Genomic DNA, 19,567 nt, shown 5'->3' on the forward strand with positions numbered 1-19,567 from the left:
AACGCCATTTTGCAATCGGCGACTAGTCCGTCGCGGTAGTCTTACGGCCAGCAGGGGAGGGGTGGCGATGTTACGCAACGCCGCAAAACTGCGGGTTGCGCGATGCAGCTCCGCTACATAAGCATTCCGCTTCTGGTCGCAGAGGCCGGCGGTGATCCCTGGAAACTCAATCAAAGCCTGCAAGCTGGCCGCCCCGCTCAGATTTCTGACCTTGCCGAGGCGTTTCACGCCGCGGGTGTCTGTACGGCGGAGTCCAGCAAAGCCTTTGAGGAAGCCAGTCGCCGCTTCGAGGCCTCGTGGAACCGGGAGGGTGGCGAGCACCCGATCAATGATTCCGCTGAAGTGCAGCGGGTGACGAAGCTGCTCGGTGCGCAGTCGCTGCAGTTGCCCAAGATCGGGGTCGACTTGGAAAACATCGCCGCCGCGCTGGCCGAGGCACAAAAGGCCGCGGCCGGACGAATCGCCGCTCTCGAGACTCAATTGCAGACGCTCGACAATATGATCGGCCAGGCGGTGGAGATGGAGAAAGACCCGACCCTCACCGCCGCGGATAGACAAACGCTGAATGCGTTTATCACCGGCCGTGAAGACGATGCCATCCGCGACACCAAGGCCGCGCTCGGCGATCTGCAGTCAACCCGGGACACCTACACGCGATTGCTGCACCAAGCGCAAGCAAACGGAAACCTCAGCCCACAGGAGGCTGTCCTCACCACCGAGTTCAAGCCTGCCGACTTCGGCGAAGGCCAAGGAGATCCGCCCGGCGACCCCAGGATCACCGGTCCAGCCGGCCAGCCTCAACACGAGCAGAACACCTACGACCTGCAAGACCAATTCCAAGACGGCCAAGGTCCCATCTTCGGTGGCGATCCCCGAGATGGCTTGCCCCGGAGTCCGGCTTCCCAGCTGGCTCAAGGCCCCCCGGGCACCCGGCCGCTGCCGACGGGGACCGCGCTCGGGCCAGATGGCCACCGGTACGCGTTTTTCAGCAACCCAGACGGCAGTGTCCAAGAAGGGGTCACCCAGTTCGCGACCAACGGATCTGTGTGGGATTACACGGATCCCGCTCATCCCGTGAAAGTTGGTGACCTGCCAGGGATATTCCAGGCAAGCGGCGCTTATGACCCTGCCACCGGACGGATGGTGATCGTCGGCAACACCAGCAACAGGACGGGCGATCTCAACCGCGGCATGTGGGTGTCCGGACCAATCGACCCGGCTAACCCCAACGGCTGGGTCACTTCGTTGCAGCCCGCCGGCAATGTCAGCCTTCCCGGTGATCGTGAAAGCCAACTGGTTTCACTCAAGGGTGGCGGTTTCATGCTTGTCGGCGCGACCAACGGCGACGCAGTGCAAGCGATAACTGCGGCTACCCCACAAGGACTGATTACCGCTGCACCGGTTCCGCTGGTGACCCAGGGCACCCTACCGAGCGTGTACGGACCCACCGTCACGGGCACCACGCTGGATCCGGTGACAGGGCTCGAGACGATTCAAATGCGGGTAAGCACTTGGCCTTTCAACCCGGCCGATCCCAATTTCTACGACCCCAACACGTGGACGACAACCTTTACCGTCCAACACTGAGCAGAAGGCGGCGTCGCATGCTGATACGGATGGCCATTGCTGTAGCAAGCGGGACCTTCGCGATTCTGGGGCTGGGCTCTTGCCACGCCGGAAATGTCGTTGCGACAGCAGCGCCTCCAAAATTCCCCGACCTCAACGCCTTTCAATCAATTGATCCCGTGCCGTACACAATGCACTTCGGGCGGGGTGGCGGCGGGGTATTTTTCGCAACCCCCGACGGATTGCAGTGCGGATGGGGTTCACTGGCTAACGGGCCGGCAGATCACATCAGTGCCGAGTGCAACGGGCCACTACCGGGCCTGCCGGAAAACGCCCCCCGTGGACAAGCTGGCTGCGAAAGGGTTGGGGTGGCAAGCTCGCTGCACTCGGATCTGGGCCCCTACGGTTTCTATCAAGGCACCTGCCCGGTCATCACCGCGCCTGTGCTGAACGTCGGTCAAAAAATCACTGCCGCAAACACCACCTGCTTGGTGGGTGCGGACCGACTGACTGCTTGCATCGACCCAATCACGAACCGCGGGTTTGTACTTCAATCCTCCGGTTCGTGGACCTTTTAGGAGTGGTCATAGCATGTGGCAAACATCCCTGTCGTGATTCTGCCAGTGTGGAGGTAAGATGTCCTCCGTGAGTTGTCATCGCGGATCGACGTTGGTAGCGGTTATTGGCGCCGTCGCCTTTGTCTTCGCGCCTGCGGCAGCGGCCGATCCCGGCTCGCCTTCTTACGGTCAGGGCAAACAGGCCATTGATGAACAGGTTCAGCAGTACCACGTGCAGTTGAGTCCCAGCACCGACCTGAATCAGTACTGCCAAAAGGTTCTCATGAGCGATCTCAAAAGCGGCAAGATAGCCCGAGTGGATTCTGGAACAGATTTCATAGCCGGTTGTCAGGACGAGGGCCGCGCACTCCTAGCGCCGCAATGAATGACGGCTAGCCCGGCCTCCGGCTGTCGGTGGGCTGCACAGCCCAAACCCGGATGGCGACTTGGAATTACGGCTGATCGACTGCCTCAGCGCCCGGTCCCAAAGCGTACACCGATGCTGCTGAGCACGACGTTGACCGCAAAGAGCGCAAGCACGCACAGCACCACGGTCTCGTTGACAGCCCGGCCAAGTCCGGTGGGTCCACCGCGAGTGGTCAATCCGCGATAGCAGCCGACCAAGCCGGCGATCAGCCCGAACGACGCCGCTTTGATCATGGAAATGATGACCTCCGGCAGCCCGGTGATGGTGGTCAAGGTGGCCAGGTAATCGGCGCCCGAAACGTTTTGCAAGCAAACGCTGAAAAGGTATCCCCCGACCAGCCCCACGGTGATCACCAGACTGTTGAGAAGAGTCGAGATGACGATGGCGGCGACCACCCTGGGGGCCACCAACCGGTAGATGGGATCGATGCCCATACCTTCGATGGCGTCGATTTCTCCTCGGATGGTGCGCGCTCCGAGATCCGCGCAGATGGCGGTCGAGCCGGCGCCGGCCACTACGAGAACGGTGACCGCAGGCCCGAGTTGGGTGACCGCACCGAGAGCTGCCCCCACCCCGGACAGGCTGGCCGCACCGAACTCGGATAGCAGGATGTTGAGGCTGAAGACGAACAGCACCGTCAATGGGATAGACACCATCAGCGTGGGCAGCAAGGCCACTCTCAGGATGAACCAGCATTGCAGGACGAACTCGCGCCAGTGAATTGGTCTACGTACCAGTACTCTTCCCGTCAATGCACACATCAGGAAGAATCCGCCGAACGTCATCAGTGCCGGATGGAGTTGGTCACGCAGGTAGCTGGTGAGGTCGGTCGACTTCGTCGCCATGGTCGGTTCCTCGCGCCGCGATTCGGTAGGGTTTGTGGGCACAGAGCACTGATACGTGAGCAGATATTTCAACGCATGCTCAACGGTTATCGCTTGCTGCTAGATTCGGCGATATCTGAATGCGCTCAATGCGCTATGTGGCTGTAAGTAATCGCTGAGCGGATATCGAGAGCCGTGCAACCAGTACTCTCGCCAACTCCGCCCGGGCCGAGGAGTACGTCGACAAGGTAGGTTGTCAGTAGTCGTTATACCTTGTGCCACAGCAATATTGATGTCTCGCGCCCGATATGCAACGGAAATGTATTGGGGGTAGGGGTGTCTCACGGCGAATGGGTAGTTCGACGCGGTGGATGCGTCAGATGATCGGGCCCGTGGCGAGAGGACGGTTTCGATATCGAGCAACGAGCGCGCGATACCGCCGCCGGATGGCTCGGGGTTCTGTTTCGGCCGCAGCCGCTTTCGTATGGCCCCTGATCATCCGCTTTGACGACCTCGGCCGGCCGCCTCGGTCGGGCCAGCAGTCAGCCCCGGCGCCAGATAGACCCCCGAACCCGTCGTGGTCACCCGTCACCATTACGATTTCGCCTGGTGAGACGGGGGTTTTGGCTCACAGCTGCTACATAAGTAGCGCATAGCCATAACTATTGTTTACCCCCGCATCATGTGTCTCATGAGTGAAACATCTGAAACCCCCACTGTGCGGTCCTCGACCGCAACTGCGCCGGCAGAGCCGGTGGTTCACAGGCCCGCCAGGGTCTTCCAAGCGGCGGCCTGGGTCGCCATCGCGGCCGGGACCGTGTTCGTCATCGCGGTCATCTTCTTCACGGGCTTCTTGCTCGGTAGGTCGACCGGTCACCACCACCACGGCCACCACCACAAGCACCACGCGATGGTGCATCCGCACCGATTCGGCGGTCCGGGTGGCCCGGGCGGTCCGGGCTGGCCCGGAGCCAACCAGCCGGGTGCACCTGCGTCCGTGGCTCCCGGCGCCCCGGGGCCGAGCCAGATCCCGTCGTCGGTCGCTCCGTCTCGCACGCCGTAGCCGCTACGAGGCCACAGACCTCACCTGTTCAGATGCTCACGGGGTAACAGGAGGATCCCCGGGGGGCCACTAATTCCATACGCAGTAGCCCGGCGCTCACCCGAGCGCCGGGCTACCAGTGGTTCAGCGAGAGCGCAACCCAGATCGCGTTTGGATGAATTCACAGCAACTTTGTTGCCGGAAATTGTTGCAGCAGTTGCATTCAGGGGCAGTATCGAGACATGAGTGAAACACCTGAACGCGCAACAGCCACGGCTCCACCACCCCAGCGGGCTAAGCCGCCCAAGGTCTACGCGGCCGCGGCGTGGGTGGTGATCGTTGCCGGGATCGTCTTCATCTTGTCGGTCGTCTTCTTCTCCGGCGCCATGATCTTCGGATATCACTACCACCACTGCCACCATCACCACGGCATGATGTTCAAGCCCGGCGGCCCCGCAGGCCCGGGCGGCCCCGCGCAGTGGCAGTACGGTGGACCGGGTGGTCCCGGAATGCCGCCGCCCTATCAGTACGGTCCGCCGCCGGGATACGGACCGGGTGGTCCCGGTGGCCCGATCGCAGGACCGAGTGGTCCGGCTGGACCCGCGGCCCCGTCGAGCAGTGCTCCCGCACCACGTCCATAGCACCTGAAGGCACGCCGATAGCTATGGTCCGGCTCCCCGAAAGGGGCGCCGGACCGTTCGCTTTTGTGCAGTGGAAGCGCATGCCATCGATTTGGGTTCACACTGAATGGGTACACGTCGCACTGCCCTCGGATTCAGCCCATTTAGCGAGGAGATGTCGAGATGACGGAGCGCTTCACCACGACCGACGCGGGCATTGCTGCGCCCAGTGACGACCAGTCGCTGACGATCGGTCCCGATGGTCCGATCCTGCTGCAAGACCACTACCTGATCGAGCAGATGGCCCAATTCAACCGGGAGCTCATCCCGGAACGCCAACCGCACGCCAAGGGCGGCGGCGCCTTCGGTCATTTCGAGGTGACCAACGACGTCAGCAAGTACACCAGGGCCGCGGTGTTCGCGCCCGGAACCAAAACCGAGATGCTGGCCAGGTTCTCGACCGTGGCCGGCGAGCGCGGCAGCCCAGACACCTGGCGGGATCCACGCGGATTCGCGTTGAAGTTCTACACGACCGAGGGCAATTTCGACATGGTCGGTAACAACACGCCCGTCTTCTTCATGCGCGACCCATTGAAGTTTCAACACTTCATCCGATCCCAAAAGCGGATGCAGGCAACAAATTTGCGCGACAACAACATGCAGTGGGACTTCTGGAGCCTGTCGCCGGAGTCCGCGCATCAGGTGACCTGGCTGATGGGTGATCGCGGAATCCCCAAGAGCTGGCGGCAGATGAATGGCTACAGTAGCCACACCTATAGCTGGATCAACGCCGCCGACGAGATCTTCTGGGTGAAGTATCACTTCATCACCGATCAGGGTGTCGACTTCCTGACCCAAGAGGATGCCGACCAATTGGCCGGCGAAGACGGCGATTACCACCAGCGGGACCTCTACGAGTCGATCGAGCGTGGCGATCACCCGAGTTGGACGCTCAAAATGCAGATCATGCCGTTCGAGGAAGCTAAGACCTACCGGTTCAACCCGTTCGATCTGACGAAAGTGTGGCCGCATAGCGACTATCCGTTGATCGAGGTCGGCAAGATGACGTTGGACCGCAACGTCACCGACTATCACACCGAAATCGAGCAGGCCGCGTTCGAGCCGAACAACACCGTGCCCGGCACCGGGCTGAGTCCGGACAAGATGCTGCTGGCACGCGGCTTCTCCTATTCCGACGCGCATCGCGCCCGGCTGGGAACCAACTATCGGCAGATCCCCGTCAACACCCCGAAAGTCGAGGTCAACAGCTACTCCAAAGACGGCGCGATGCGGATGACGAACGCGTCGGATCCGGTCTATGCGCCCAATTCCTACGGTGGCCCGCAGGCGGACCCGGCGCGCGCGGCCGAGGTGGGTTGGATGGCCGACGGTCAGATGGTCCGGGCCGCGTACACGTTGCGTCCCGACGATGACGACTGGGGTCAGGCGGGCACCATGGTCCGCGAGGTCCTCGACGATGCCGGACGAAACCGCTTGGCTCATAACATCATTGGGCATGTCTCCAAGGGCGTCAAAGAGCCGGTGCTGTCGCGGGTCTTCGAGTACTGGCGCAATGTCGACCCCGATCTCGCAAAGTTGGTCGAGGAAGGCGTGCGGGGCAACGCCGGCCAGTAGCGGACGCCGGGGTGGAGAACTCGGCGTTCGCTGTGGGTCCTCGCCTGGCATGATCAAGATTCATGATGCGGATCACCGCTTGTGCGGTAAGCGCCGGTCTGAGCCTGGGGGTGGCTGCAGGCGCCCCCGTCGCGGCCGCCCATCCCTCGGATCCCGGAGTGGTGTCCTACGCGGTTCTCGGCAAGGGGTCGGTCGGCAATATCGTCGGCGGGCCGATGGGGTGGGAATCGGTGTTCACCGAGCCGGTCCAGGGCTTCTTCGTCGACCTCGCCGACTGCAACAACTGGGCGGATATCGGGCTGCCCGAGGTGTACAACGACTCTGACCTGGCGTCTTTCAACGGGGCCACCGCGCAGACGGCTGCCAACGATCAGACGCACTTCGTCAAGCAGGCGGTGGGCGTATTCGCCACCACCGACGCCGCTGGCCGGGCTTTCCACCGGGTGGTGGATCGCACGGTTGGCTGCTCTGGTCAGACGACCGCGATGCACCTGGACAACGGGCAGACGCAAGTGTGGTCATTTGCTGGCGGTCCGGCAACAGCGACCGACGCGAACTGGACCAAGCAAGAAGCAGGCAGCGATCGCCGGTGCTTCAATCAAACCCGGCTGCGTGAAAACGTGTTGCTTCAAGCGAAGGTTTGTCAGGCTGGCAACGCGGGACCCGCGGTCAATGTCCTGGCCGGGGCGATGCAGAACGCGCTGGGACAATAGTCCGGTGAATTCGGGCCGGGTGGAGAGAACCTGCGGGAACGGGAATATGTCGGGGCGATCTGGAAGATGAAGTGACGGCGGCTATCGTTCGGATAGCTGCCCAACAAGGCGCTCGGCGCGCACGGTCGGGCCCGGAGGGATCGTGATATGACGCTCGCCGCTATCACCGCCGCGGCCTCGCAGCTGGACGCCGCCCGCCCGGCCGACTCCGAGTTGACCAGTTCCGAAGAAGCCGCCCAGTACATCGCCGACGGTTGTTTGATCGATGGCCCGCTGGGCCGCGTCGGCCTGGAGCTGGAGGCCCACTGCTTCGACCCGGCAGATCCCTACCGCAGGCCGAGTTGGAACGAAATCACCGAGGTTATCGAGCAGCTACCCGCGCTGCCCGCCGGTAGCGCGGTCACCGTGGAGCCCGGAGGTGCGGTCGAACTGTCCGGTCCGCCGGAGAACGGCGTCGCCCCGGCCATCCAAGCGATGAGCAACGACCAGGGCGTACTGCGCAACGCCTTCGCCAACGCAGGGCTCGGATTGGTCTTCCTGGGCGCCGACCCGCTGCGGGCGTCCCAGCGCGTCAACCCGGGCGCGCGTTATCGCGCGATGGAGGAGTTCTTCGCCGCCAGCCACTCCGCCGAGGCGGGTGCGGCGATGATGACATCGACGGCCTCGGTCCAGGTCAACCTGGACGCTGGGCCGCAGTCCGGATGGGCGGACCGGGTGTGGCTGGCACATGCCCTGGGGCCCACGATGATTGCGATCGCGGCTAACTCCCCGATGCTGGGTGGCGAGTTCTCCGGTTGGCAGTCCACCCGGCAGTGGGTCTGGGGCCAGATGGACTCGGCTCGCTGCGGGCCCATCCTGGGGGCCAGCGGCGACGACCCGGGCACCGACTGGGCGCGTTACGCGCTCAAGGCGCCGGTGATGATGGTGCACAACGCGGAGGCCGTCGCGCTCACCCACTACGTGTCGTTCGCCGATTGGGCGGACGGCTCGGCGCTGCTGTGCGACCGCCGGCCCACCCTCGCCGATCTCGACTATCACCTGACCACGCTGTTTCCGCCGGTCCGCCCGAGACAATGGCTGGAGATCCGCTACCTCGACAGCGCACCGGATGCCTACTGGCCCGCTATCGCGTTCACCCTGGCCGCCTTGCTCGACGACCCGGCCGCCGCCGACGCCGCCGCGGCGGCGATCGAACCGGTGGCCACCGCCTGGGACAACGCCGCTCGGCTCGGTCTGAGCGACCGCCGGCTGCATGAGGCCGCCACCGCCTGCGTGGCCATCGCGGCACAGCAGGCGCCACCCGAGCTCACCGATGCGATGGAGCGGCTGATCCGCAGCGTCGACCAGGGCCGATGTCCGGGCGACGACTTCTCCGACCAGGTAATCGACCACGGCATCGCGGCCACGGTGTCGCAGTTGGCGCAAGGGGGCCTGTGACTTTCCCTGATGATTCCGACCTGCGCCCGGTCCCCCGCAAGCGGGAGGTGCCCCCAGCGCCGCGCTTGCGATCGTCATGCCGGGACCGGATTGCCGACGATCTAGAGCGGGCGCGCACGCGCACGCTGCGGCTGGTCGATTTCGACGACGCGGAACTTCGTCGTCAGTACGACCCGCTGATGAGCCCGCTGGTGTGGGACCTCGCGCACATCGGTCAGCAGGAAGAGCTGTGGCTGCTGCGCGGAGGTGACCCGAATCGCCCGGGCATGCTGGACCCGTCGGTCGAGGGGCTTTACGACGCCTTCGAACACTCACGCGCCAGCCGCGTCGATTTGCCGCTGCTATCCCCGGAGCAAGCCCGATCTTATTGCCGCACAGTGCGTTCCGTTGCGCTCGATGCGCTGGACGCATTGCCTGACGACCCCGCCGGTGATCGTGCGGCCTTCGTCTACGGGATGGTGGTCAGCCACGAGAACCAGCACGACGAAACCATGCTGCAGGCATTGAACCTGCGCACCGGTGCCGCGCTGCTACGCGACCCCGGCGCCGTGCCCACCGGGCGTCCGGGGCTGGCCGGAACGTCGGTGCTGGTGCCCGGCGGCCCGTTCGTGCTGGGCGTCGATGCCGCGAGCGAACCGTTCTCGCTGGACAACGAGCGCCCCGCCCACATCGTCGACTTGCCGGCGTTCCGGATCGGCACGGTGCCGGTCACCAATGGCGAGTGGCAGCAATTCATCGCCGACGGCGGCTACGGCGAGCCGCGCTGGTGGTCCGAGCGTGGCTGGGAGCATCGCTGCAGCGCGGGCCTGACCGCACCGCAGTTCTGGGCCTCCGACGCGCGCACCCGCACCCGCTTCGGTTACATCGAAGACATTCCGGCCGACGAACCGGTGCAGCATGTCACCTACTTCGAGGGCCAGGCCTACGCGGCCTGGGCCGGTGCACGGCTGCCCACCGAAATCGAATGGGAGAAAGCCTGCGCCTGGGACCCGGCGACCGAAACCAGGCGCCGTTACCCCTGGGGGTCCCAGGATCCGTCGGCCGAGTACTCCAACCTGGGCGGCACCGCCCTGCGTCCGGCGCCCGTCGGCGCCTACCCGGCAGGCGCGTCGGCATACGGCGTCGAGCAGCTGCTCGGCGACGTCTGGGAGTGGACCAGCTCGCCGCTGCGGCCGTGGCCCGGCTTCGTCCCGATGATCTACGAGCGTTACTCGCAGCCATTTTTCGATGGCGACTACCGGATCCTGCGCGGCGGATCGTGGGCCGTCGAATCGTCGATTGTGCGGCCCAGCTTCCGTAACTGGGACCACCCGATCCGTCGTCAGATCTTCTCCGGTGTCCGGTTGGCCTGGGACGTGCCTGACGCGAAGGATTCCGCCTGATGTGCCGTCACCTGGGCTGGCTGGGCGACGATGTCAGCACCTCATCTCTGATGCTGGAACCGCCCTTTGGCCTTCGCGTGCAGTCGTATGCTCCGCGCCGCCAGAAGCACGGTCTGATGAATGCCGACGGTTGGGGTGTCGGGTTTTTCGACGGCGAGGTGCTCCGGCGCTGGCGCAGCCCGGCACCGCTGTGGGGCGACGCGTCGTTCGATTCGGTCGCACCCGCGCTGCGCAGTCGCTGCGTGGTGGCCGCCGTGCGTTCGGCGGCCGTCGGCATGCCGATCGAGGCCAGTGCGACAGCACCCTTCACCGACGGTCATTGGCTGCTGTCACATAACGGTGTCGTCGATCGTGCCGTGTTGCCACTGACGTCCACGGCCGAATCCGTCTGTGACAGTGCAATGTTGGCGGCCACCATTTTCGCACTCGGGCTCGACGTGCTCGGCGAGACCATCGCGCAGATCGGGGCGCTGGATCCAAACGCCCGGCTTAATGTATTGGCCGCCAATGGTTCTCGGATGCTGGCTACCGCGTGGGGCGACACCTTGTCCATCCTGCGCCGCGCCGACGGTGTGGTATTGGCGAGCGAGCCCTATGACGACGATTCCGAATGGGAGGACGTACCCGAGCACCACCTTGTCGAAGTCACCGCGCAAGGCGTAACGATGACGCCGCTGGACGAGCCGAAGGGATCTTCATGACACTGTCGCTGTCCAACCATCTCGCTGCCGATTCGGCGTACCACGCTTTGCGCCGTGATGTTCACGACGGTTTGCAGAGCACACCGAAAATGTTGCCGCCCAAGTGGTTTTACGATTCGGTGGGCAGTGAGCTGTTCGACCAGATCACCCGGTTGCCCGAGTATTACCCGACGCGGGCAGAGGCGGAGATCCTGCGTGCCCGCGCGAGCGAAATTGCGACGGCAAGCGAGGCTGACACCCTGGTCGAACTGGGCAGCGGGACGTCCGAGAAGACCCGGTTGCTGCTGGACGCGCTGCACGGTCGCGGATCACTGCGCCGGTTTGTGCCCTTCGATGTCGATGCGAGTATCCTGTCGACCGCTGCGGCCGCCATTGCGCAGGAATACGCAGGCATCGAAATCAAGGCTGTCTGCGGTGATTTCGAGGAGCACCTCGGCGAGATCCCGAGCGGCGGGCGGCGGCTGTTCGTGTTCCTGGGGTCGACGATCGGCAACCTCACACCCGGGCCGCGCGCCGAATTCCTCAAGTCCCTCTCGGAGGTCATGCGGCCCGACGACACCCTGCTGCTGGGCACCGACCTGGTCAAGGACACCGGTCGTCTGCTGCGTGCCTACGACGATGCTGCCGGGGTGACGGCCCAGTTCAATCGCAATGTGCTCGCGGTGGTAAACCGGGAACTCGACGCGGATTTCGACGTCGACGCCTACCGGCATGTGGCGCGCTGGAACGCCGACGAGGAGCGCATCGAAATGTGGCTGCGGACCGAACGGCCGCAGCGGGTCCGCATCGGTGCGCTCGACCTGACCGTTGAATTCTCGGCCGGAGAGGAATTGCTAACCGAGGTGTCGAGCAAGTTCCACCCGGGCGGCGTGAGCGCCGAATTGGCCGGCGCGGGATTGCGTCGCGTTCGGTGGTGGACTGATGCCGCAGGCGATTTCGGGTTGTCGTTAGCAGTCAAGTGAGCGATAGCGGATCGCTGGCCGATCGATGGCGGGCGGCCCGCCCACCCGCAGCGGGACTACATCTGGACAGCGCGGCCTGCTCGCGTCAGAGTTATGCGGCCATTGACGCCGCTGCGCAGCATGCCCGCCACGAGGCCGAGGTCGGTGCGTACGTGGCGGCCGAGGCCGCGGCGCCCACGCTTGATGCCGGGCGCGCGGCCTTCGCCGCGCTGACCGGGATGGTCGAACCCGAGGTGGTGTACACCACGGGTTCGCTGAACGCCTTGGATCTGCTGCTGGGCAGCTGGCCCGCCGAACGCCGGACACTGGCCTGCCTACCGGGCGAATACGGACCCAACCTCGCCGTGATGGACGCGCACCGATTCGAGCGTCGGCTGCTGCCGGCCCTCGAGGACGGCCGGCTGGCGCTCGACGACGCGGCTTTCGCGCTGGAGGCCGACCCGCCTGATTTCGTCCACCTGACTCCGGTGGCTAGCCATAGCGGTGTGGTGCAACCGATTTCGATGCTCGTACAACTATGCCGTGAATTGGGATTGCCTCTGGTCGTCGACGCCGCCCAAGCGTTGGGCCAGGTTGACTGCGCGGTCGGCGCCGACGTCACCTATTCGTCGTCGCGCAAGTGGATCGCGGGTCCGCGCGGGGTGGGCTTCCTGGCGATTCGGCCGGACATGATCCAGCGGCTACGTCCGCGGTTGGCGGCACCGGAGTGGTCGCAATCGTTCTCGGTGGCCCAGCAGCTCGAATTCGGTGAAGCTAATGTCGCTGCGCGAGTAGGGGTTTCGGTGGCTCTCGGCGAGTATCTGGCGTTCGGGCCCGAGGCGGTGCGGGCGCGCTTGGCTGAGCTCGGCAGCATCAGCCGAACCACGCTTACCGATGTGCCGGGCTGGGTGGTGGTCGAAGAGGCCGAAGAGCCAAGCGCGATCACCACTTTGGCCGCAGTCGACGGTGCCGACCCGCAGCTGGTGCGGGACTGGATGCTTGCCGAACGGCGGATCTTAACTACCTACGCCGGGGTGCAGCGCGCGCCGCTGGAGATGACCGCGCCGAGGCTGCGCATCTCGCCGCACGCCGATACCACTGCCGAGGATCTGGAAAGCTTCGCCGAAGCGCTGATTGCCGCGACCGTCGCGACCGGCAGCTAGGCTGCGGCCGTGGGTGCCGTCAGTTGGCGGGCGGGCCGTCGCGGCTAACAGGGCCAGGTGTGTACCGGCTCGTTGGCGTGCATGTGGTCGCAGTACCGGCGCAGCATTTCGGCCAGCGCCGCGGGGCGTGTCATGCCGCCGTCCTGCAGCGCGCGGACCGTCGCCACCTGCCAGCTCGCGCCGTTGCGGCCGGTCTTGGCGCGGCCCTCGATGATGCCGAGAAAACGATCGCGCACCTCCGCGTCGACCCCCCAACGGCACAACCCTTCATGAGCTATCGGCAGCAATGTGTCGAGCACCAACTCGGCGGCCGACACCTCACCCAGATCCGGCCAGTGCAGCCGAGCGTCCATCCCGTGGCGAGCGGCCACCAGGAAATTGCTATGCGCCGCAGCGAAACTCATCCTCGTCCACAGCGGGTTCTCTTCTTCGGACAGCGTGCGCAGCGTGCCGTAGTAGAACGCGGAGTTGGCCAGCATGTCGATGACGGTGGGACCCGCCGGCAACACCCGATTTTCTAGCCGCAGGTGCGCGCGCCCGTCGACAACGTCGTACACCGGCCGGTTCCAGCGGTACACCGTGCCGTTGTGCAGCCGTAGTTCGGAGAGCTGCGGAATGCGTCCGGCGGACAGCTCGGCGACGGGACCCTCGTCGGACAGCTCGGGCAGCAGGGACGGAAAGTAGCGGATGTTCTCTTTGAACAGGTCGAGGATCGAGCTGATCCAACGTTCGCCGAACCACACCCGGGGCCGCACGCCTTGAGTTTTGAGCTCCTCGGGCCGGGTGTCGGTGGACTGCGAGAACACCTCGATGCGAGTTTCCGACCACAGCTGATGGCCGAAGAAGTAGGGCGAGTTGGCCCCCAGTGCCAGCTGGGGGCCGGCCATCATCTGCGCCGCATTCCAGTTGGGAGCGAAGTCACCCGGAGCCACCTGCAAGTGCAATTGTGTACTGGTGCAAGCAGATTCGGGGGCTATGGTCGCCGCCTCCCAGCTCAGTGGCTCGGGGCCGGAGATCTGAATCGGGATGTCCTCGCCGCGCGCGTTGAAGATGGAGTCGTTGAGCGCGGCGTACCGCGTCGACTCGCTCATCCAGCCGTCGCGCGACAGATGTTCGGGCATCAGCGTGGGCAGGATGCCGATCATCACGATACGGGTGCCGTCGGAGCCGACCTTGGTTTGCGCCTCGTTGAGGCTGGTCCGCACTTCTTCTTCCAGATCCAAGCCGGTATGTCCCGGCAGCGACCTGGGTGGCACGTTGAATTCAATGTTGTAGGCGCCCAATTCCCTCTGATAGGCCGGATCTGCGATGGCGTCCAGCACGTGCCGATTCGACATGGCGGGCTGATAGTCGGCATCGACGAGATTACATTCGATCTCCATGCCGGTCAGCGGCCGGTCGGAGTCGAAGCGTGACTGGGCGAGCATCGTCTCGAAGACGTCCAGACACAGCTGCACCTTGCGCCGGTATTCCCGCCGATGTGCGCGGTCATACGTGGTGCGTTTGACCTCGTCGCCCACATCGCCGATGCAATAGGGTTACTGCCGGTAACGCAAGAGCGACGCGACTGATAGCTCAACCGGGTACCGTCCGGTCACCGCGGAGTCGGGTCGGCTAGCTGCAGACCTGGTGGGTCGATACACCATTATGGACGATGGCATGACGTGTCGCAGTTCACGACTAAGGAGACAGGTGGCCGAGTTCGTCGCAGCTATCGATCAAGGCACCACCAGCACCCGCTGCATGATCTTCGATCATGACGGCGCCGAGGTCGCTCGTCACCAGCTCGAGCACGAGCAGATCCTGCCCCAGGCCGGCTGGGTCGAGCACAATCCGATCGAAATCTGGGAACGCACCTCGTCGGTGCTGATGTCGGTATTGAACACCGCGAAAATTTCGGCGAAAGATATTGCTGCTCTGGGCATTACGAACCAGCGTGAGACCACGCTGGTATGGGATCGGCACACCGGCCGGCCATACTACAACGCGATCGTTTGGCAGGACACCCGCACCGACCGGATCGCGTCGGCACTGGACCGCGACGGGCGTGGCGACGTCATCCGGCAGAGGGCGGGCCTGCCGCCTGCGACCTACTTTTCCGGTGGGAAGCTGCAATGGATCCTGGAGAATGTCGATGGGGTGCGCGCGGCGGCCGAACGCGGCGACGCGTTGTTCGGAACCTCGGATACCTGGGTGTTGTGGAATCTGACCGGCGGTCCGCGGGGCGGGGTGCATGTCACCGACGTGACCAATGCCAGCAGGACGATGCTGATGGACCTGGAAACGCTGGACTGGGATGACGAACTGTTGACGTTCTTCTCCATTCCGCGCTCGATGCTGCCGGCGATCGCACCGTCGTCGCCCCTGCAGCCCTACGGCGTCACCTTGAGCGACGGGCCGGTGGGTGCCGAGGTGCCGATCACCGGAATGCTGGGCGACCAGCATGCCGCGATGGTCGGACAGGTGTGTCTGTCGGCGGGGGAGGCGAAAAACACCTACGGCACCGGCAATTTCCTGTTGCTCAACACCGGCGAGACCATCGTGCGGTCCGACAACGGCCTGCTGACCACGGTCTGTTACCAATTCGGCGATGCCAAACCGGTCTACGCGCTGGAGGGGTCGATCGCGGTGACCGGGTCGGCGGTGCAGTGGCTGCGCGATCAGCTGGGCATCATCAGTGGCGCCGCACAAAGCGAGTCGCTGGCGCGCGAGGTTCCCGACAACGGCGGGGTGTATTTCGTCCCCGCGTTTTCCGGATTGTTCGCCCCCTACTGGCGATCCGATGCGCGTGGCGCGATCGTCGGGCTGTCGCGATACAACACCAACGCACATCTTGCTCGCGCGACACTGGAGGCGATCTGCTACCAGAGCCGCGATGTAGTGGACGCCATGGCAGCGGATTCCGGTGTGCGCCTTGCGGTGCTGAAGGTCGACGGCGGGATCACCCAGAACGAGCTGTGCATGCAGATTCAAGCCGACGTGCTGGGTGTGGACGTGGTGCGGCCGGTGGTCGCCGAGACCACCGCGCTCGGCGCCGCCTACGCAGCCGGTCTGGCGGTCAAGTTCTGGGCCGATCCATCCGACCTGCGGGCCAACTGGCAGGAAGACAAACGGTGGACGCCGACGTGGGACGCCGCCTTGCGCGCGCAGGGATATGCGGGTTGGCGTAAGGCGGTGCAGCGCACGCTGGATTGGGTCGACGTCTCGTAGCGAAGTGCCCGCCGTCGCATCGCCGGCGGGCACTTCTTAAGCAGAGACGATCAGTCCTCGCCGAGGATGCCGTAGACCTCACGTCGCGCATTGTTCAGGATCTCGATGATGCGCTGTTGCTGCTCGGCGGTGGCGGTGTGCGCGGATTGCGCGACCGCGCCGAACAGCTGGCCGATGGCCGACCGCAGGTTCATCTGACCGGGGTCGGCGCCTTCGGCGATCTCGTCCCAGGGTGGGGTCTCGACCTTCTCGGCCGCCGCACGCCCTTCCTCGGTCAGCTCGAACAGCTTCTTGCTGCCGTCGGTTTGGCTTGCGGTGATCAGGCCCTCGTCGTCCAGCAGCTGCAGCGTCGGGTAGACCGAGCCGGGGCTGGGCTTCCAGATCCCGTTGCTGCGTTCGGCGATCTGCTGGATCATCTCGTAGCCGTGCATCGGCCGCTCGACGAGCAGCGCCAGGATAGCCGCCCGCACGTCACCGCGCTTGCCGCGGTTGGGGCCGCCGCGACGGCCGCCGCCGCGGCGCCCGCCCCTGCCGAAGCCGAACCCGGGGCCGAAGCCCGGCCCAAAACCAGGGCCGAAGCCCGGGCCGAAACCGGGGCCAAAGCCCTGATCGCCGGCTTGGTCTCGGACGCTTTCGAAGAATTCCCGTCGGGCCTGCCGCCTGGCGCCATGCAAGGCGCGCCGTTGCCCTGGGCCGTGCGGGTGGCCTGGGCCGAAGCCGAATCCGATACCGGGGTGGCCACCGAATGGTCCGTCGGGGGGAGTGAATGGGTTGCTCATTGTGTAGTCCTCAATGTTCTCGGGGTAGCGCACCAACCGTACGCTTCGGAATATCACGATATATCGTAAACGATCGCGATGCAACGTTCTATTCCACCGAGCGACTCGTTTGTATGCGGCGGGGTCCGGCTACGGACTGCGTGATGAACGCAGAGAACCCCAACGTGACGTTCGACGGGCACACCCAGCGAGCCACCGAAGGGCACCGCCGCAGCGGCCCGGACCAGCCGGCGTGGCCGTGGGTGAATTGGGGGCTGGCGCTGTCGACGGTGCCTGCGGCCGCGATCGTCATGCTGTTCGCGCTCGGGGCCGTGATGAGTACAGCTGGCTGCACCGACCGCAGCTGCACGACCTTGGGCCGCGGCGGGATCGACTTCGGCGTTGCGTTTTACGGCGCGCCGCTGGTGGCCTTCGTCGTGATCCTCATCTCGTTTTTCACGGCCAAACGCCGCGGCGGTGTCGCGGTGCCGTTGTTCGGGTGGGCGCTGCTGGTCGCCGACGTCGCGCTGATGGCAGCCTCTGTCGCGAGGTAACGAGGTTGATAACTAGCGCGGCGGCGAGAAGCCGCCAGTTTGCTGCTCCTGCGACGGCCCGGGCGCGGCTTGCGGTGACCCCGGCTGCGGCCACCCGGCCTGCTGGGACTGCTGCGGCATGGCCGGGGGCGGTGTGGGCCAGCCGGATGGCCCGGGGAATTGGGGTGCGGGCGTCCAGGGGCCGGGCGGTGATCCCATCGGCACCGGCGGCATGACGGGGCGCAGTCGCGCCAGCTCGCGACGATGTCGTTCGGCCAAGACGGCGGCCAATATCAGCTCCGGTGGGGCGCCCGGTGGAGGCGGTGGCGCGATCCGCGACACCACATCACCGGCGATTCGATAGGCCATCTGCATTCGCAGCTGGGGATCGAGTTGATGTGCCCGGGAGAGGAATTGGCGCGCGACTTCGGCTTGGCCGGCATCAAGGTTCGACAATTGCAGCGAGGCCGCCCACCACGCCAGCGACGGTGGCATCGCCGGCGGCGGCCCCAATCGGGGCCCGCGCTCGCTGACAACGACTGTGCCGGCGAAGATGTCGCCTATTCGTTTGGCCTTCGGCGAGAGAATGCTGCAGATGACGGCCGGGCTGCCCGCGAGCATCCAGATCTCCACCAACGACGCTAATGCGCGAAAAAGAGCCTGCCGGAAGCGTTCCGGGCCGCCGTCGTCGGACACCACTCGCAAGCCCATGACGATCTTGCCGACAGACCGTCCCCGGGTGGCCGTTTCGAAAGCTGCCGGATACCCGACCATCACCAGCACGGTGAAGATGATCAGGACGGCTCCGCTGAGCGCGCCGTCGAATTGCGTCAGCGTGGCCGCCCACAACATCACCCCGACTATGTACAACAGGAAGATCACCGTGATGTCGATCAGCGCGCTCAGGGCTCGGACCGGCAGCTGCGCGATCTGCACGTCCAGCACCACCGCATCCCCGGTGACCACCTCCGACATAACTCCGAACGGTACAGGTTCGCGAGGTGCACCCGGCTGCGCTCGGCGACCTCGAAATTGCGATTAGGCTGCGCAGGTGGACGTCGACGCATTCGTGCTGACCCATCGCGGTACCTGGGACCGGCTTGACCAGTTGATCAAGAAGCGCAGGTCGCTGACGGGCGCGGAGGTCGACGAACTGGTCGAGCTCTACCAGCGAGTGTCCACCCACCTGTCGATGTTGCGGTCGGCGTCGTCGGATTCGCTGATGATCGGTCGGCTGTCGAGCTTGATCGCCCGGGCCCGCTCCGCGGTGACCGGTGCCCATGCGCCACTGACCAGTACGTTCACCCGGTTCTGGACGGTTTCCTTCCCGGTGACCGCCTACCGTGCGTGGCGCTGGTGGCTGGGCACCGCGGTGGCTTTCTTCGCCGTCGTGGTGGTCATCGCTTTCTGGGTGGCGACCAACCCCGAGGTGCAGTCGGCGATCGGAACGCCCAGTGACATCGACCAATTGGTTAATCACGACGTGGCGTCGTACTACAGCGAACACCCCGCGGCGGCGTTCGCGCTGCAGGTCTGGGTGAACAACTCCTGGGTTTCCGCCCAGTGCATCGCGTTTTCGGTGCTGCTGGGACTGCCGATTCCGTTCGTGCTGTTCCAAAACGCCGCCAACCTCGGGCTGATCGGTGGCCTGATGTTTCAGGCCGGCAAGGGCGACATCCTGCTGGGCCTGCTGCTTCCGCACGGGCTGCTGGAGCTGACGGCGGTATTCCTGTCCGGGGCAGTGGGGATGCGGCTGGGCTGGTCGGTGATATCGCCCGGCGACCGGCCCCGCGGACAAGTGCTCGCCGAACAGGGCCGGGCCGTCGTGTCGGTCGCGGTGGGTCTCGTCGGTGTGCTGCTGGTCTCCGGCTTGATCGAGGCATTGGTGACGCCATCGCCGTTGCAGACGTTTGTTCGGATCGGCATCGGGTTTATCGCGGAGGCGGCGTTCTTGTCGTATGTGATCTACTTCGGGCGCCGCGCCGTGCAGGCCGGGGAGACCGGTGACATCGACGACGCTCCCGACGTGATTCCCACTGGCTGAGCAGCGATCTCGAC

General features: G+C 65.0%; 18 protein-coding genes. 14 read left to right on the forward strand and 4 right to left on the reverse strand.

Features of this window, described 5'->3' with window-relative positions:
• Positions 1-102: 102 nt before the first annotated feature.
• Positions 103-1,587 (forward strand): putative alpha/beta hydrolase, encoded by a 1,485-nt coding sequence (locus H7K34_RS10130; protein WP_264061769.1) that lies wholly within the window; start codon positions 103-105, stop codon positions 1,585-1,587.
• Positions 1,588-2,202: 615 nt separating this feature from the next.
• Positions 2,203-2,508: a hypothetical protein gene (locus tag H7K34_RS10135; protein WP_264061770.1), complete on the forward strand. Its 306-nt coding sequence runs from the start codon at positions 2,203-2,205 to the stop codon at positions 2,506-2,508.
• A gap of 86 nt (positions 2,509-2,594) precedes the next feature.
• On the opposite strand, the gene H7K34_RS10140 is transcribed toward H7K34_RS10135, so the two are convergent.
• Entirely contained in the window at positions 2,595-3,395 is an 801-nt protein-coding gene (locus H7K34_RS10140) for an MlaE family ABC transporter permease (RefSeq protein ID WP_264061771.1), read from the reverse strand.
• A gap of 670 nt (positions 3,396-4,065) precedes the next feature.
• Between H7K34_RS10140 and H7K34_RS10145 the strand changes: the two genes are divergently transcribed.
• From H7K34_RS10145 to egtE, 9 genes are all read left to right on the forward strand, one after another.
• Positions 4,066-4,437: a hypothetical protein gene (locus H7K34_RS10145; RefSeq protein ID WP_372510731.1), complete on the forward strand. Its 372-nt coding sequence runs from the start codon at positions 4,066-4,068 to the stop codon at positions 4,435-4,437.
• 221 nt (positions 4,438-4,658) lie between these two features.
• Positions 4,659-5,057, forward strand: coding sequence for a hypothetical protein (locus H7K34_RS10150; protein WP_264061773.1), 399 nt, complete (start codon positions 4,659-4,661; stop codon positions 5,055-5,057).
• A gap of 162 nt (positions 5,058-5,219) precedes the next feature.
• On the forward strand, positions 5,220-6,671 hold the full coding sequence (locus tag H7K34_RS10155; protein ID WP_264061775.1) for a catalase: 1,452 nt from the start codon (positions 5,220-5,222) through the stop codon (positions 6,669-6,671).
• A gap of 65 nt (positions 6,672-6,736) precedes the next feature.
• The gene (locus H7K34_RS10160) at positions 6,737-7,384 is read left to right on the forward strand and encodes a sensor domain-containing protein (protein WP_108920529.1); all 648 of its coding nucleotides are present in this window, start codon (positions 6,737-6,739) and stop codon (positions 7,382-7,384) included.
• A gap of 147 nt (positions 7,385-7,531) precedes the next feature.
• Complete coding sequence (gene egtA / locus H7K34_RS10165; protein WP_264061776.1) at positions 7,532-8,821, forward strand: ergothioneine biosynthesis glutamate--cysteine ligase EgtA; 1,290 nt, start codon at positions 7,532-7,534, stop codon at positions 8,819-8,821.
• An 89-nt stretch (positions 8,822-8,910) separates the two neighbouring features.
• Positions 8,911-10,203: an ergothioneine biosynthesis protein EgtB gene (gene egtB, locus H7K34_RS10170; RefSeq protein WP_372510762.1), complete on the forward strand. Its 1,293-nt coding sequence runs from the start codon at positions 8,911-8,913 to the stop codon at positions 10,201-10,203.
• Entirely contained in the window at positions 10,203-10,904 is a 702-nt protein-coding gene (egtC, locus tag H7K34_RS10175) for an ergothioneine biosynthesis protein EgtC (protein ID WP_264061777.1), read from the forward strand. The genes egtB and egtC overlap by 1 nt, the downstream gene beginning before the upstream one ends.
• A complete protein-coding gene (gene egtD, locus H7K34_RS10180; RefSeq protein ID WP_264061778.1) occupies positions 10,901-11,866 on the forward strand; it encodes an L-histidine N(alpha)-methyltransferase in 966 nt (321 codons plus the stop codon). Before egtC ends, egtD begins: the two co-directional genes overlap by 4 nt.
• Positions 11,863-13,008: an ergothioneine biosynthesis PLP-dependent enzyme EgtE gene (gene egtE, locus H7K34_RS10185; RefSeq protein WP_264061779.1), complete on the forward strand. Its 1,146-nt coding sequence runs from the start codon at positions 11,863-11,865 to the stop codon at positions 13,006-13,008. The genes egtD and egtE overlap by 4 nt, the downstream gene beginning before the upstream one ends.
• 44 nt (positions 13,009-13,052) lie before the next feature.
• On the opposite strand, the gene H7K34_RS10190 is transcribed toward egtE, so the two are convergent.
• Positions 13,053-14,528, reverse strand: coding sequence for a glutamate--cysteine ligase (locus H7K34_RS10190; protein ID WP_264061780.1), 1,476 nt, complete (start codon positions 14,526-14,528; stop codon positions 13,053-13,055).
• 139 nt (positions 14,529-14,667) lie between these two features.
• Here H7K34_RS10190 and glpK point away from each other — a divergent pair, with 139 nt between their 5' ends.
• Entirely contained in the window at positions 14,668-16,218 is a 1,551-nt protein-coding gene (glpK, locus tag H7K34_RS10195; protein WP_264061781.1) for a glycerol kinase GlpK, read from the forward strand.
• A 50-nt stretch (positions 16,219-16,268) separates the two neighbouring features.
• Here the strand turns inward: glpK and H7K34_RS10200 are convergent, their stop codons facing one another.
• Positions 16,269-16,997, reverse strand: coding sequence for a PadR family transcriptional regulator (locus tag H7K34_RS10200; protein WP_264061782.1), 729 nt, complete (start codon positions 16,995-16,997; stop codon positions 16,269-16,271).
• Between the two features lie 143 nt (positions 16,998-17,140).
• Here H7K34_RS10200 and H7K34_RS10205 point away from each other — a divergent pair, with 143 nt between their 5' ends.
• Entirely contained in the window at positions 17,141-17,530 is a 390-nt protein-coding gene (locus tag H7K34_RS10205; RefSeq protein ID WP_264061783.1) for a hypothetical protein, read from the forward strand.
• Positions 17,531-17,542: 12 nt separating this feature from the next.
• On the opposite strand, the gene H7K34_RS10210 is transcribed toward H7K34_RS10205, so the two are convergent.
• The gene (locus tag H7K34_RS10210) at positions 17,543-18,484 is read right to left on the reverse strand and encodes an RDD family protein (RefSeq protein ID WP_264061784.1); all 942 of its coding nucleotides are present in this window, start codon (positions 18,482-18,484) and stop codon (positions 17,543-17,545) included.
• Positions 18,485-18,560: 76 nt separating this feature from the next.
• Between H7K34_RS10210 and H7K34_RS10215 the strand changes: the two genes are divergently transcribed.
• On the forward strand, positions 18,561-19,553 hold the full coding sequence (locus tag H7K34_RS10215) for a stage II sporulation protein M (RefSeq protein ID WP_264061785.1): 993 nt from the start codon (positions 18,561-18,563) through the stop codon (positions 19,551-19,553).
• Positions 19,554-19,567: the final 14 nt, after the last annotated feature.

The sequence above is a fragment of the Mycobacterium montefiorense genome, from assembly GCF_025823255.1.
Classification (GTDB): Bacteria; Actinomycetota; Actinomycetes; order Mycobacteriales; family Mycobacteriaceae; genus Mycobacterium; species Mycobacterium montefiorense.